This is a genomic window from Ralstonia sp. 25C (genome assembly GCF_051904805.1).
Classification (GTDB): Bacteria; Pseudomonadota; Gammaproteobacteria; order Burkholderiales; family Burkholderiaceae; genus Ralstonia.
The window spans coordinates 3,932,311-3,947,019 of sequence record NZ_CP196737.1 but is presented as its reverse complement, the minus strand read 5'-3'; the positions used below and the strand labels follow the sequence as shown (position 1 = coordinate 3,947,019).

Sequence of the window (14,709 nt, the reverse complement as noted above, 5' to 3'; positions counted from 1 at the left end):
TGAGCTCGCGATCCGAGCAAAATCGTCCACTCTGTATTCATGTCAGAAAAACACGCCACCCCGTCCGCAGAGACGCCGGGCTTGCGCCGCACCTTGCGCGCGCGCCACCTCACCATGATCGCCATCGGCGGATCGATCGGTACCGGGCTGTTCGTGGCCTCGGGCGCATCGGTCTCGCAGGCAGGCCCCGGTGGCGCACTCGCCGCCTACATCCTGATCGGGGTGATGGTCTATTTCCTGATGACCAGCCTGGGCGAACTTGCCGCCTACATGCCTGTTTCCGGCTCGTTCGCCACCTACGGCGCGCTGTATGTGGACGAGGGATTCGGCTTCGCGCTCGGCTGGAACTATTGGTACAACTGGGCGGTAACGATTGCCGTGGAGCTGGCGGCCGCGCAGCTCGTCATGCATTACTGGTTCCCCGATATACCGGGCGTGCTGTGGAGTGCGGTGTTTCTCCTCATCATGTTCCTGCTCAACGCCATTTCCGTACGCGGTTTTGGCGAGGCGGAATACTGGTTTGCGCTCATCAAGGTCGTCACTGTCATCTTCTTTATCGGGATCGGCCTGGCGATGATCTTCGGGATCATGAAAGGCGGTCCGCAATCGGGCCTGCAGAACCTGACGATGGGCGATGCGCCGTTCGTGGGCGGGCTGCCGGCGATGATCGGCGTGGCGATGATTGCGGGGTTCTCGTTTCAGGGGACGGAGCTGATCGGCGTGGCGGCGGGTGAATCAGCGGACCCGGCGCGGACGATTCCGCGCGCGGTCAAGCAGGTGTTCTGGCGGATTCTGCTGTTCTACGTGCTGGCGATTTTCATCATCGGTGTGCTGGTGCCGTACACCGATCCGAACCTGCTCTCGACGGAAGTCACCAACATTGGCGTGAGCCCGTTCACGCTGGTGTTCAAGCATGCAGGGCTGGCGTTTGCGGCCGGGCTGATGAACGCCGTGATCCTGACCGCTGTACTGTCGGCGGGTAACTCGGGCATGTATGCATCTACACGCATGCTCTACAACCTGGCCACGGAGGGCCGTGCGCCGCGCATCTTTGCGCAACTCACCAAGAACGGCGTGCCGCGCAATGCGCTGCTGGCCACGACGGCTGTTGGCGCGCTGTGTTTCCTCAGCTCGCTGTATGGCGACAAGACGGTCTACTTGTGGCTGCTGAACACGTCGGGCATGACCGGCTTTGTAGCGTGGCTGGGCATTGCCATCAGCCACTATCGCTTCCGCAAGGGACTGGTGGCGCAGGGGCATGATCCGGCGCAGTTGCCGTATCGCTCGAAGTTCTTCCCGTACGGCCCGCTGTTTGCGTTCGGGCTGTGCCTGGTGATTACGCTCGGCCAGAACTATCAGGCGTTCACCAGCGGCACGATTGACTGGCCCGCGGTGATTGCCACCTACATCGGCATTCCGGTCTTCTTCCTGATCTGGATCGGGTACCGGCTGGTGCGGGGTGGCGGCATTGTCCGTTACCACGACATGCACTTCCCGCGGCCGCCGGTGGTGCGTGATCCGCTGGCCGGCCAGGACCCTGGCCCCGAACTGCTGACCGTCGCCGCACGCACGCAGCAATAACATTCGACCCGCCTGCCGTTTGCCTTGCATTCGGCGGGCGTTTTTCATTTGCGCGCCCCACCTTGGCGCACCCGCTATGCACACACCGATTACCCCGACCGGCCTCGAAGCCCAATCCGAACTACGACGACGCCTGCGCTCGCGCCATCTGATGATGATCGCCCTGGGCGGCGCCATCGGCACGGGGTTGTTCGTCGCATCCGGCGCATCCATTGCGCAGGCCGGCCCCGGCGGCGCGCTGCTGACGTATGTGCTGCTCGGCGCGATGGTCTATAGCCTGATGACGAGCCTGGGCGAGCTGGCAGTGCACCTGCCCGTCTCCGGTTCGTTCGTCACCTATAGCCGGCTGTACGTCGAAGAAGGCTTTGGCTTCGCGCTGGGCTGGAACTACTGGTTTGCGCTGGCGGTGTCGGTGGCAGTGGAACTGGCGGCCGCGCAACTGGTGATGAAGTACTGGTTCCCAGGCGTGTCGGGCATGGTGTGGAGCGCCGCATTCCTGCTGCTGATGTTCGGCCTCAACGCCGTCTCGGTCCGTGGCTTTGGCGAAGCGGAATACTGGTTTTCGATGATCAAGGTGGTGACGATCGTCGTGTTCCTGATCATCGGGCTGGCGATGATCTTCGGCATCATGCACGGCGGCCCATCGTCGGGCTGGCACAACTTCACCATCGGCGAGGCGCCGTTCGTCGGCGGGCTACCGGCCATGGTGGGCGTGGCAATGATTGCGGGGTTCTCGTTCCAGGGCGTTGAGACCATCGGCGTGGCCGCAGGCGAGGCAGAGAACCCCTCGCGCACCATCCCGCGCGCCATCCGCCAGACGTTCTGGCGCATCCTGCTGTTCTACGTGCTGGCGATCCTGATCATCGGCGTGCTGCTGCCGTACACCGATCCGAGCCTGCTGCGTAACGAGGCGACGGATGTTGCCGTGAGCCCATTCGCCCTGGTGTTCCAGCACGCCGGTCTGGCGTTCGCCGCTGGGATGATGAATGCGGTGGTGCTGACCGCGCTGCTGTCGTCCGGCACGTCGAGCCTGTACGTGTCGACGCGGATTCTGTATGACCTCGCGCTCGAAAAGCAGGCGCCGCGCTGGTTTGCCAAGGTGTCAGCCAACGGCGTGCCGCACCGCGCGCTGCTGGCCACCTCTGCCGTGGGGGCGCTGTGCTTCTTCAGCTCGCTGTTTGGCGATCAGGTGGTGTACCTGTGGCTGCTGAACACGTCGGCGGTGACGTGCTTCATTGCGTGGTTTGGCATTGCGCTGGCGCACTACCGCTTCCGCAAGGGCTTCGTGAGCCAGGGGCATTCGGTGAATCAATTGGCGTATCGGTCGCCGTTCTTCCCGTTCGGGCCGATCATGGTGGCGATCCTGTGTGTGGTGATCATTCTTGGGCAGAACACCACGGCGCTATTTGCGCCCATTGATAACTTTGGCCCCTTCGTCGCTACGTATTGCGGGGTGTTCCTGTTTGTGGCGATCTGGCTGGGATACCGCTGGAAGTTCAAGACGCGGTTTGTGCGGTATGCCGATATGCAGTTCAGTGTGGTGCACCTCAAGCAAGAGGTGAACACTTCAACGCCAGCCGACTCAAGTGCAGGCGTCGTTGCTGCCTCTACGACGCCTACCCCACGTTAAGCCTGCCCAGGCTTACGGCCCAGCCGCCCGCAGCGTGGAGAGATTGACCGCATTGGCCATCGCCGCATAACCCCCATCATTGGGGTGCAGGTGATCCCCGCTGTCGTACGCCGGCAGCAGGGTGCGCGGGCTCGCCGGATCACGCACCGCGGCATCGAAATCCACCGCGGCATCGAAATCCACCGCGGCATCGAAATCCACCACGGCATCAAACGCGCCACTGGAGCGAATCCACTGGTTCACCGCTTGGCGCGTTGCTTCTTTCTGCGGTGACCAGTAGTTCGGGTACGGCACTTCTGACCCCATGAACGGCGTCAGCGTGCCGCCCATCACCTTGATGCCATGCTCGCGGCTGCGCACAAGGATCTGCACTGCAGGCCACTGCCCCCGGGCCGGCCGGCGCCGTCGAGATAATCCGACGGCGATTTATTTCAGGAGCATAAAAAAGAAAATCAATATTTCTCTCCTCCTCGCCTCCAGGGACATTCAAATAACCTCACGTCCCATTCCAATTCGCGCGGGCGCGTTTAACCTCTCTCCCGCGGATGCCTGCACGGTGCGCTTTCCTGGTTGAGCAGATATCGCCTTGCCGAGTCTGCGTGAAGGATTTACGAGCCGGAAGCCGTGCGCCGCCGCACGCATGTCTCAATGAAACTGAGGAGGTCGGGATAATGAAAAAAGGAAGTGATTGGCGTAATGCGCTGGAAATGCGTTGCACTGCCGAATCGGGCGGCCATCGCCGTCTGTTCTCTCACCGGTATGTTGCCGCAGCGTTGATTTCACTCGCGTTGTTCGGCTGCGGCGGCGGAAGCGATGACGCATCCACAGGCAACGCAACTACGCAAAGCAGCAGCGCATCGGGCTCGGCACAAACGGGCTCCGGCTCTGGCGACGCCAAGCGGGTCATGGGTACGGACACCAACTCCGCCGCCGCGATTCTCAGCAAGATGGGCAAGGTCGGGCGCGTTCAGATCGGCTTGGGTTCGGGGCAATCGATCGACGATATGAAGGCCCAGGGCATTCGGCCTGACATTGTCGACGTTTACCTCGTAGGCGTTGGCTCAGGCGCCTGGCCTTCGTGGAACAGCCCGACCGGTGCGTACGTGACCTATCAGGCCAAAAATGCCATCAGCTATGGCGCGACCCCGATGTTCACGCTCTACGGGATGGCCCAGCGGGGCGACAGTAACCTGAGTGGCATCAACGATCCGAGCTTCATGAATGACTACTGGTCGCAAGCGCGGACGATGTATGACCGCATTAACGAGCTGGATACCGCGGTGCTGGTCAACCTCGAGCCGGACTTTTGGCCGTACGTCTACGCGCAGGCGCCTAACCACGACATGACCCAAATGCCCGCCGTGGTCAATAACCAGCCGGAATGCAGCTGGATGGCGAACACCGCCGCCAACATCGGTAGCTGCCTGGTGTCGATGGCGCGTTGGCATGCGCCCAAGGCACTGATCGGCTTCCCCCCGGCATTCTGGAATGCCACGCCAGATGTATTCGCAAAGCAAATGCAACTCATCGGCGCGGACCGGGCCGATTTCATCGTTGCGCAGACGAGCGACCGGGATGCCGGCTGCCTCGAACTCGCGCAGCTGGATGAGTGCAAGGGCCGCACTGGTCCGTTCTATCTGGACGAGAACAACGTCAACACGCCCAATTTCCACCAACAGCAAAACTCCTACTCAGCCTATCGCGACGCGCTGGGCAATGGGCTTCCGATTCTGTGGTGGCAAACGCCGTTGGGTGTGGCATCCGACACGCCTGGCGGCACGCCGAGCCACTTCCGGGACAACCATGTTGACTACATGTTGCGCAACACGTGGGAGTACGGCGGCATGCATACCTTTGCCATTGTGTTTGGCGGCGGCGGTACCTATTCGACGAACATCAATACGGATGGAGGCCAGTTTGCGCGCCTCTTCGGTCAGTATCTGGCGTCGGGGGGCGTTGCTGCGTTCTAAACATGAAGCATGAATCAGAGGGGTGCATTGGCGCCCCTCTGATCACCATCACACTTCCAACCACTCCTGCCGAACCTTCGCGTCGGCCTTCAGCTCCGCAGGCGTGCCTTCAAACACGATCTGCCCATGCCCCATCACATACACCCGCTGTGAGATGTCCAGCGCGATGGCGAGCTTCTGCTCCACCAGCAGCACGGAAATCCCCCGCTCCTTGAGCGTCTTCAGGTATTCGCCCACCAGCGTGACGATCAACGGTGCGAGGCCTTCGGTCGGCTCATCGATGATGATGAAATCCGGGTCGCCCATCAGCGTGCGGCACAGCGTCAGCATCTGCTGCTCGCCACCGGAGAGCACACCGGCCGCGGTGTTCTCACGCTCCTTCAAGCGCGGGAACATCTGGTACATGTCCTCCAGCTGCCAGCGCGGCTTGGGGCTATTCGGATTGCGTTTCTCGCCCAGCAGCAAGTTCTGGCGCACCGTCAGCGTGGGGAAGATGTCGCGGTTCTCGGGCACGTAGCCGATGCCCTTGTGCGCCACCTCGAAGGTGCGCAAGCCGCTCACGTTCTTGCCGCGCAGCAGAATCTCGCCCTCGTGCCTGACCATGCCCATGATCGATTTGGCGAGCGTCGAGCGTCCCACCCCATTGCGCCCAAGCAGCGCGACGATCTCGCCCTCGCCCACGTGCATGTCGACACCATGCAGGATGTGGCTCTTGCCGTAGTACGCGTGCAGGCCGCGCACCTCCAGCATCGGAGTATTGGTTGCCATCAATGCGCTCCTGCAGGTTCGTCCAGCGTGGTGCCCAGGTAGGCCTCCTTCACGCGACGGTTGTTGCGGATGGCCTCGGGTGTGTCGGTAGCGATGACCTCGCCATAGACCAGCACCGAGATGCGATCCGCCAAGCCGAAGACGACGCTCATGTCGTGCTCCACCATCACCAGCGTCTTGCCCACGGTGACCTTGCGGATGAGGTCCACCGCGTGGTCGGATTCGGACCGGCTCATGCCAGCCGTCGGCTCGTCCAGCAGGATCACATCGGCACCGCCCGCGATGGTGATACCGATCTCGAGCGCGCGCTGCTCGGCATAAGTCAGCAGGCCGGCGGCGGCATCGCGCCGGTGCGTCATGCCGATCTGCTCGAGCACCTCTTCCGCGCGTTCACGTGCATCGCGCAGCTCGGCCAGCTTGTGCCAGAACGAATACTTATAGCCAAGCGACCAGAGCACCGCGCAGCGCAGGTTTTCGAACACCGAAAGCCGATGAAAGATGTTGGTGATCTGGAAGCTGCGTGACAGGCCCTTGCGGTTGATCTCGTACGGCGCCAGGCCGCCAATCTCTTCGCCATTCAGCTTCACGCTGCCCGAGGTGGCCGGGAAGCGGCCCGAGATCAAGTTGAACGTGGTCGACTTGCCGGCGCCGTTCGGGCCGATGAGCGCATGGCGCTCGCCCTTGCCGATGGTGAGGTTGACGCCGCGAATGATCTCTGTGGCGCCAAAGCGCTTGCGGACGTCGCGCAACTCAAGCGCTGCGGTTGGCCCAAACGTCGGTTGGCTCATGGTTGCGGCTCCTGCAATGCGTTGTCCCAAGCTGTGCGCAGCTTGCCCGCTGCGGCACGCAGGCCGAAGGCGCCCACCAGCCACAGGACGGCGGTGATGATCCACGGCTTCAAAGTCGTCGGTGCGACCGCCAGGCCGAACAGCGTTGCAACGCCGCCGGAGCTGTCATCCTGCACCGCGTAGATCATTTCCACGGTCGAGATCAGCGCCACCAGCAAGATGATTGCCGGCACGATCGCTACGCCGTAAGCCGGCAGCAATGTTTTGAGCTGGCCCCGCCGCACGATCGGCAGATGCATCACCAACAGACTCGCGATGCCGCCCGGCGCGTACATGACCATCAGCACGAAGAACAGGCCCAGATAGAGTAGCCACGCCTTGGTGATGCCGGACAGCGCTACGGTAAAGAACACCGTGAGCACCGCACCGATGATCGGCCCGAAAAAGCTACCCATGCCGCCAATGAACGCCGCCAACAGCACCGAGCCCGAGCGCACAGCCGATACGTTCTCCGCCGTCACGATCTCAAAGTTGATGCATGACAGTGCGCCCGCAATGCCGGCAAAAAACGCCGACAGAATCACCACCAGATACCGCACACGCTGCGTGTTGTAGCCGATGAATTCCACGCGCTCGGGGTTGTCGCGCACGGCGTTGGCGATGCGGCCCAGCGGCGTTTGCGTCCAGGCGTACATCAGCGCCATCGAGATCAGGCACCACGCGGCGATCAGGTAATACACCTGCCGCGCCGGCCCGAACGAGACGCCGGCCAGCGCATCGCCGATGCTGCGGTTGGTCGAAACACCGCCCTCCCCGCCAAAGAAATCCGGGAACATCAGCGCGCTGGCGAAGACCATTTCGCCGATACCGAGCGTGATCATGGCAAACGTGGTGCCGGATTTCTTGGTGGTGACGTAGCCGAAGATCACGCCGAACAGCGCGCCGCCCAGGCCGCCCGCAATGGGCAGCAGCGCCACGGCCAGCGGCCCCCCGATGCCTAGCGCTTGCACGGCGCCGATCTTGTTGAGCACATGCACCGCCATGAAGGCACCCAGCCCCGAATAGACGGCGTGCCCGAAAGACAGCATGCCGGACTGCCCCAGCAGCATGTTGTACGACAGCGCGAAGATGATCATGATGCCCATCTGCGAGAGCAGCGTGATCGCAAAACCCTGCGACCAGATGAGCGGCAGCACGATCATCACCAGTGCGGTCGTGCTCCAGATCAGCCAGCGCGCGAGGTTGACGGGCCTGAACCGCATCGTGCGCGCACGATCATTGGCCGGCAGCGTGTGTTGTTGCGCTTGTTGCATGGTGCGTTCCATTTAGCTCTCCCGCGTACCCATCAGCCCGCGCGGGCGGAAGATCAGCATCAGCACCAGCAGCAGATATGGCAGCACCGGTGCAACTTGCGCAATCGTCAGGTTCCAGACGGAGATAAGCGGCACATCCGGGTTGAGCGTGACGCCGATCTTGGCGAGCACGCTGGTCACCGAAATATCCAGCGTGACGGCAAAGGTCTGGATGCAGCCGATGAGCAGCGACGCGATGAACGCCCCCACCAGCGACCCCATACCGCCCACCACCGCCACCACGAAGACGATGGAGCCCACCGCCGCCGCCATCGACGGCTCGGTCACGAAGGCATTGCCGCCGATCACGCCTGCGAGCCCCGCCAGCGCACAGCCGCCGCCAAACACCAGCATGAACACGCGTGGCACGTTGTGGCCCAGCGCTTCCACCATGTCCGGATGCGTGAGCGCTGCCTGGATGACGAGCCCGATGCGCGTGCGCGTGAGCAGCAGGAAAATGCCCACCAGCATCAGCAGCGACACCAGCATCATGAACGCGCGATACTTCGGGAACGACGACGTGAACAGCGTGAACAGCGGCCCATCCAGCGCATCCGGCACGCGGTACGGCACGGCCGGCAGGCCCCACACCAGCTTCACCCCCTCTTCAATGAGATAGGCCAGGCCGAAGGTGAACAGCAGTTCGGCGACGTGGCCGTAGCGGTGCACGGTGCGCAGACCGTAGCGCTCGACCACTGCGCCCAGCGCGCCCACCAGCAGCGGCGCCACGATCAACGCGGCCCAGAAGCCCAGATAGCCGCTGACCACGTAGGCGAAATACGCGCCCAGCATGTAGAAGCTGGCATGCGCAAAGTTGAGCACGCCCATCATGCTGAAGATCAGCGTCAGGCCCGAAGACAGCATGAACAGCAGCAACCCGTAGCTGATGCCGTTCAAGAGATTGATGACTAGGAATTCCACGCGACAGCCTTCCAGCAAATTCGAGCGAGGCATGGGCCAAACACCACCGGCCCATGGCGCTCGTTTAAAACATCGCCGCACGATAGCATCGGGCGGCCCTTCGGCATACCGTCCGCCGCGTTATTGAGGACGCTTCATCTGGCAGGAAGTCGGCTGCGACGCAACGTACTGGTCGAGCACCGCGTCGGTCTTCCAGCCGTAGCCGGTGTTTTCCTGGTCGTACTTGACCGTCTTGCCGTTGGTCTTTTCCCAGGTGGCGATGTAGAGCGGCTGCTGGCCCTGGTGGTCGGATGCGCGCATCTCGAAGCTGCCGTTCAGGCTGTCGACCTTTATACCTTCAAAGGCCTTGGCGACCTTGGCGGGCTCGATCGACTTGGTCTGCTTGACGGCCTTGGCCAGCATGGCAATGCCCGTGTACGACGCCATCAGGTAGTAATCGTCGTTGTACTTCTTCTTGTAGCCCTCGACGATATCGGCGCCCTTGTAGCCGTCGTTGTTGACGTTCCAGTAGGCGACGAACTTCACATGGTCTGCACCGGCTGCGCCCATGGCTGTCGGCACCCCGGTGGTGGCGGCGTAGTAGGTATAGAAGTTGGCGTTCAGGCCCGCGTCCTTGCCGGCCTTGATCAGCAGCGCGAGGTCACTGCCCCAGTTGCCGGTGATGACGGTATCGGCGCCAGACAATTTGATCTTCGAGACATACGGCGAGAAGTCCTTCACCTGCGCCAGCGGGTGCAGGTCTTCACCCACGATCTCGATGTCAGGGCGCTTGCGCTTCAGATATTCCTTGGCCGCGCGCGCCACTTGGTGCCCGAACGAGTAGTTCTGGTTGATCAGGTAGACCTTCTTGACCTTCGGGTCCTTCGCCAGGAAGCTCGTCAAGGCTTCCATCTTCATGTCGGAGTTCGCGTCCAAACGGAAGTGCCAGTAGTTGCACTTGCTGTTGGTCATGTCCGGGTCGACCGCCGCGTAGTTCAGGTAGACGATTTCCTTGCCCGGGTTGCGCTCGTTGTACTTGGCTACCGCGTCTTCGAGTGCCATGCCCACGCTCGAGCCGTTGCCCTGCACGATGTAGTGGATGCCCTGGTCAGCCACCTGCTTGAGCACGGTCAGGCTTTCTTGCGGCGAGAGCTTGTTGTCAAAACCCACCACCTCGAACTTGGTGCCATCGCCGGCCCAGTTCTTCTGCGTGGCGAGATCGGCGATGTACTGCCAGCTGCGCAACTGGTTCTGGCCCAGCGCGCCCATCAGGCCAGACAGCGGATCGATCCAGGCAATCTTGACGGTTTCGGCGGCGGACGCTGCGGCGGGCGCCACCGCCCCACCGATTGCCGCGACACATGCAACAGCCACAACCAACGGACGGAACTTCGTCATGCGTGTCTCCTTCATGTGGTGGAGCGCCGACGAGTCACTCTTCCGCATGCCACGAGCGGGCATGTCGGCTGCTGGCGTCTCCAGGTTGCAACGCGTCCGGGCTTCATTCCGCCGCACCATCGTCATGGATGTACGGCAGCCGTCCCTGATCCGGTTGTCTTACGTCCGCCGTCCTCATGCCTGGCTTTGGTCAGTGCACGCGCGGCGGTTTCTGTTTTGTCCTTATTTTTGTCGTTAAGCCTGCGCGGTTGGGAACTGGTAGTCCTTGAACTGCTCGCGCAACTTCAGCTTCTGCATCTTCCCCGTCGCCGTCAGCGGAATCTCGGTCACGAATACCACGTCATCCGGAATCCACCACTTGGCGATCTTGCCTTCGAAAAACTTCTGCATCTCCTCGCGCGTGAGTTCCATGCCGGGCTTCTTCATCACCACCAGCAGCGGGCGTTCATCCCACTTTGGGTGACGGCACGAGATGCATGCGGCCATATGCACGGCCGGGTGCGCGGCGGCCACGTTCTCCACATCAATAGACGAGATCCATTCGCCGCCGGACTTGATCACATCCTTGCTGCGGTCGGTGATCTGCATGTAGCCGTCGGGGTCGATGTTGGCCACGTCACCGGTTGGGAACCAGCCGTCCACCAGCGGCGAGATGTCGTTGCGGTAGTAGCTCTGGATCGTCCACGGCCCGCGCACGTAGAGGTCGCCGAACGCCTTGCCATCCCACGGCAACTCTTGGCCTTCGGCATCGACGATCTTCATTTCCACGCCGTAGATGGCGCGCCCCTGGCGTTCCAGCACGTGCTGCTTGGTTTCCTCCGGCAAGTCGGCATGCTTGCTCATCAGCTTGCACGTCGTGCCCAGCGGCGACATTTCGGTCATGCCCCAGGCGTGGATGGTCTCGACGTCCAGCGCTTTGAGCGTCCGGATCATGGCCGGCGGAGCAGCCGACCCGCCGATCACCGTCTTGCGGAATGTCGAAAACTTCAGGTTATTAGCCTGCACGTGCTGCAGCAGGCCGAGCCACACGGTCGGCACGCCCGCCGAGAAGCTCACTTTCTCTTGCTCAAAGAGTTCGTAGAGCGACGCCCCATCCAGCTTCGGCCCCGGAAAGACCAGCTTGGCGCCCACCAGCGGCACTGAATACGGCAAGCCCCAGGCGTTCACGTGGAACATCGGCACCACCGGCAGGATCACGTCCTGGGCAGAACACCCCAGCGCATCCGGCATGGCAGAGGCATACGAATGCAGCACCGTGGAGCGATGCGAATACAGCGCGCCTTTCGGGTTGCCGGTCGTGCCCGACGTGTAGCAGAGGCTGGACGCGGTGTTCTCGTCGAACTGCGGCCAGGTGTATTCGACGCTCTGCGCGTCCAGCAGCTCCTCGTAGCAGAGCATCGGCACGCTGGAGGTGGGCATGTGCGCGCGATCGGTCATCGCCACCCAGCCCTTCACGTTCGGGCAGTGCGGCGCGATGCCTTCCACCAGTGGCACGAAGGTCAGGTCGAAGAAGACGTATTGGTCGTCGGCGTGGTTGACGATGTAGGCAATCTGGTCGGGAAACAGTCGCGGGTTGATGGTGTGGCACACCGAACCCGAGCCAGAGACGCCGTAGTAGATCTCCAGGTGGCGGTAGCCATTCCAGGCCAGCGTGCCGACACGCTCGCCAGGCTGCACGCCCAGTGCGGCCAACGCGTTGGCCAGTTGCTTGGAACGGTCTCGCACTTGCCGGTACGTGGTGCGATGGATATCGCCTTCCACGCGGCGCGACACAACTTCAGTCGAACCGGAATTACGCGCGGCATGTTCGATGATGGTCGAGATGAGCAACGGCGTGCTCATCATTTGTCCCATCAGAGCCATGGTGTCTCCTAAAAAACTGAACAACCGTTCTATTTTTTGGCCGATTGTTCCCGTGATCGTCTAACGCGTCAACGGGATATTGTTGTGCGCTGCCGCATGACAAACAATCGCAGCCCCCGTGTATACCCAGCCACCTGAAAAACCCGCTGAACCGTTGTGGTGCAAGGGTTCGCGGGCTGCAGCTTTTTTTACTCGCAAGTACAATACGCGATAGCGTTGCTGCGTCTCAACATGGCGTTTTCCCTACGGTGAGTGCCCTTCTGCGCACCCCGCCACGTATAACATTTGACGAAACGGCACTGTTTTTGCGCCGCTTCTCGTGCTAGCCCGGTCGCCCCCTCATGCCCACCTCCTCCGCCAACTTGCCTGACGATTCCCTTGTGAGCGCCTTCGATTGGCCCGGCCGCCCTGCCGCAGCCCCAGGGTTCGCCGCGCTGGGCGAGCGTTTTCTGACACGGTTGCCGCCGCAACCCATGCCAACGGGCGGTGCGCCCTACCTTGTGGGTTTTTCGCCCGACGCCGCTGCGCCGTTGGGCCTCACACAGGCTGAGTTGGAGTCCGCAGCCGGATTGAACGTCTTTACCGGCAACGCCATCGCCGCATGGAGCGATCCGCTCGCCACGGTGTATTCGGGTCACCAGTTCGGTGTGTGGGCTGGCCAGTTGGGCGATGGCCGCGCGCTACTGCTCGCCGAACTGCAAACCAAAAACGGTCCCTGCGAAGTCCAGCTCAAAGGCGCCGGCCGCACGCCCTATTCCCGCATGGCCGATGGGCGTGCCGTGCTGCGTTCGTCCATCCGCGAGTTCCTGTGCTCGGAAGCCATGGCCGGCTTGGGCATCCCCACCACGCGCGCACTGTGCGTCACCGGCAGCGATGCGCCCGTGCGCCGTGAAGAGATCGAAACTGCCGCTGTCGTCACGCGCCTGGCGCCCTCGTTCGTGCGCTTCGGCCACTTCGAGCACTTTGCCGCCGGCGAGAAGCTGCCCGAACTACGCGCACTCGCCGATTACGTCATCGACCGTTTCTATCCCGCCTGCCGTAGCGAGCCGCAGCCCTACCTCGCCCTGCTGCGCGAAGTCGCCCGCCGCACGGCTGAACTGATGGCCGACTGGCAAGCCGTCGGCTTCTGCCACGGCGTGATGAACACCGACAACATGTCGATCCTCGGCCTCACGCTCGACTACGGCCCGTTCGGCTTCCTGGACGGCTTCAACGCCAACCACATCTGCAACCACTCCGACACCAGCGGCCGCTACGCCTACGCCCAGCAGCCGCAGATCGGCTACTGGAACCTGTTCTGCCTCGCGCAGGCGCTGCTGCCGTTATTCGGCGAAGACCCTGACAATTTCGTCGCGTTGAACGACGAAGCGCAAGCCCAACCCGCCATCGACGCCGCGCAAAACGTCCTGCTGACCTACCGCGACGTCTACGGCGCAGCTTTCTATGCACGCTATTGCGCCAAGCTCGGCCTGACGACCGCGCAGGACGAAGACGAAGCGCTCTTCGGCGACCTGTTCAAGCTGTTGCACAACCAGCGCACCGACTACACGCTCTTCTTCCGCCACCTCGCCGACGTGCGCCGCGACGACACCCCCGCCGCAGCCGAGGCCCGCACCGTGCGCGACTTCTTCTTCGACCGCGCCGCCGCTGACGTGTGGCTCGCCGCCTATCGGCAACGTCTGCAAGCCGAACCGCAATCCGACGACGAACGCGCCGCCGCCATGCGCCGCGTCAACCCAAAGTACGTGCTGCGCAACCACCTGGCCGAAATCGCCATCCGCCGCGCCAAGGAAAAGGATTTCTCCGAGGTCGAAAACTTGCGTGCCGTGCTGGCGCGCCCGTTCGACGATCACCCCGGCTTCGAGCACTACGCCCAGCCGGCACCCGACTGGGCGTCGTCACTGGAAGTGAGCTGCTCGTCGTAATGATCGATTGAGGCCGTGCTCTAATGCGCGCCTGTCAGGATCGACGCCCCAGCACGACAAACACACACCGGCCGCCCCAAAACCGCCAACAGGCCGCCGGCAATACCAACCAGGAGTCTCACCACCATGACCGTCCACAAGACCGACGCCGAATGGCGCGACCAACTGACCGATATCGAATACCGCGTCACCCGCGAAGCCGCCACCGAACGCCCCTTCACCGGCAAGTACTGGGACCACTGGGACCGCGGCGTCTACAACTGCGTGTGCTGCGGCACGCCGCTGTTCGAATCGTCGACCAAGTTTGACGCCGGCTGCGGCTGGCCGAGCTATTTCCAGCCCATCAACGGCGAGGTGATCGCCGAGAAAACCGACCGCTCGCACGGCATGCTGCGCATCGAAGTGCAGTGCAAGAACTGCGGCGCGCACCTGGGCCACGTGTTCGAAGACGGCCCTGCGCCGACCGGCCTGCGGTATTGCATCAACTCGGCTGCGCTAAAATTCGGCGATTGATTGTTCGCACAAGCCCACAGA

12 protein-coding genes are annotated in these 14,709 nt (G+C 62.5%); 5 read left to right on the top strand and 7 right to left on the bottom strand.

The features are described from left to right. The first annotated feature begins 39 nt into the window (after positions 1-39). Together ACS7SF_RS18350 and ACS7SF_RS18345 are read left to right on the top strand one after the other, a co-directional pair. Positions 40-1,581: an amino acid permease gene (locus tag ACS7SF_RS18350; RefSeq protein WP_439891061.1), complete on the top strand. Its 1,542-nt coding sequence runs from the start codon at positions 40-42 to the stop codon at positions 1,579-1,581. Between the two features lie 76 nt (positions 1,582-1,657). Further along, complete coding sequence (locus ACS7SF_RS18345) at positions 1,658-3,211, top strand: amino acid permease (protein WP_439891060.1); 1,554 nt, start codon at positions 1,658-1,660, stop codon at positions 3,209-3,211. 12 nt (positions 3,212-3,223) lie between these two features. Here ACS7SF_RS18345 and ACS7SF_RS18340 read toward each other — a convergent pair whose 3' ends face one another. Continuing rightward, positions 3,224-3,583 (bottom strand): GDSL-type esterase/lipase family protein, encoded by a 360-nt coding sequence (locus ACS7SF_RS18340; RefSeq protein WP_439891059.1) that lies wholly within the window; start codon positions 3,581-3,583, stop codon positions 3,224-3,226. 227 nt (positions 3,584-3,810) lie between these two features. Between ACS7SF_RS18340 and ACS7SF_RS18335 the strand changes: the two genes are divergently transcribed. Beyond that, positions 3,811-5,181, top strand: coding sequence for a hypothetical protein (locus tag ACS7SF_RS18335; RefSeq protein ID WP_439891058.1), 1,371 nt, complete (start codon positions 3,811-3,813; stop codon positions 5,179-5,181). 48 nt (positions 5,182-5,229) lie between these two features. Here the strand turns inward: ACS7SF_RS18335 and ACS7SF_RS18330 are convergent, their stop codons facing one another. From ACS7SF_RS18330 to ACS7SF_RS18305, 6 genes are all read right to left on the bottom strand, one after another. Next, entirely contained in the window at positions 5,230-5,949 is a 720-nt protein-coding gene (locus tag ACS7SF_RS18330; protein WP_439891057.1) for an ABC transporter ATP-binding protein, read from the bottom strand. After that, positions 5,949-6,737 (bottom strand): ABC transporter ATP-binding protein, encoded by a 789-nt coding sequence (locus ACS7SF_RS18325; RefSeq protein WP_439891056.1) that lies wholly within the window; start codon positions 6,735-6,737, stop codon positions 5,949-5,951. The genes ACS7SF_RS18330 and ACS7SF_RS18325 overlap by 1 nt, the downstream gene beginning before the upstream one ends. Then, a complete protein-coding gene (locus ACS7SF_RS18320; protein ID WP_439891055.1) occupies positions 6,734-8,062 on the bottom strand; it encodes a branched-chain amino acid ABC transporter permease in 1,329 nt (442 codons plus the stop codon). The genes ACS7SF_RS18325 and ACS7SF_RS18320 overlap by 4 nt, the downstream gene beginning before the upstream one ends. After that, positions 8,063-9,010 (bottom strand): branched-chain amino acid ABC transporter permease, encoded by a 948-nt coding sequence (locus tag ACS7SF_RS18315; RefSeq protein ID WP_439892801.1) that lies wholly within the window; start codon positions 9,008-9,010, stop codon positions 8,063-8,065. A 120-nt stretch (positions 9,011-9,130) separates the two neighbouring features. Continuing rightward, the gene (locus ACS7SF_RS18310) at positions 9,131-10,387 is read right to left on the bottom strand and encodes a branched-chain amino acid ABC transporter substrate-binding protein (protein ID WP_439891054.1); all 1,257 of its coding nucleotides are present in this window, start codon (positions 10,385-10,387) and stop codon (positions 9,131-9,133) included. 234 nt (positions 10,388-10,621) lie between these two features. Continuing rightward, a complete protein-coding gene (locus tag ACS7SF_RS18305) occupies positions 10,622-12,250 on the bottom strand; it encodes a 3-(methylthio)propionyl-CoA ligase (protein ID WP_439891053.1) in 1,629 nt (542 codons plus the stop codon). A 341-nt stretch (positions 12,251-12,591) separates the two neighbouring features. Here ACS7SF_RS18305 and ACS7SF_RS18300 point away from each other — a divergent pair, with 341 nt between their 5' ends. Next, positions 12,592-14,175: a protein adenylyltransferase SelO gene (locus tag ACS7SF_RS18300; protein WP_439891052.1), complete on the top strand. Its 1,584-nt coding sequence runs from the start codon at positions 12,592-12,594 to the stop codon at positions 14,173-14,175. A gap of 126 nt (positions 14,176-14,301) precedes the next feature. Beyond that, on the top strand, positions 14,302-14,688 hold the full coding sequence (msrB, locus tag ACS7SF_RS18295; protein WP_426398539.1) for a peptide-methionine (R)-S-oxide reductase MsrB: 387 nt from the start codon (positions 14,302-14,304) through the stop codon (positions 14,686-14,688). Positions 14,689-14,709 lie beyond the last annotated feature (21 nt).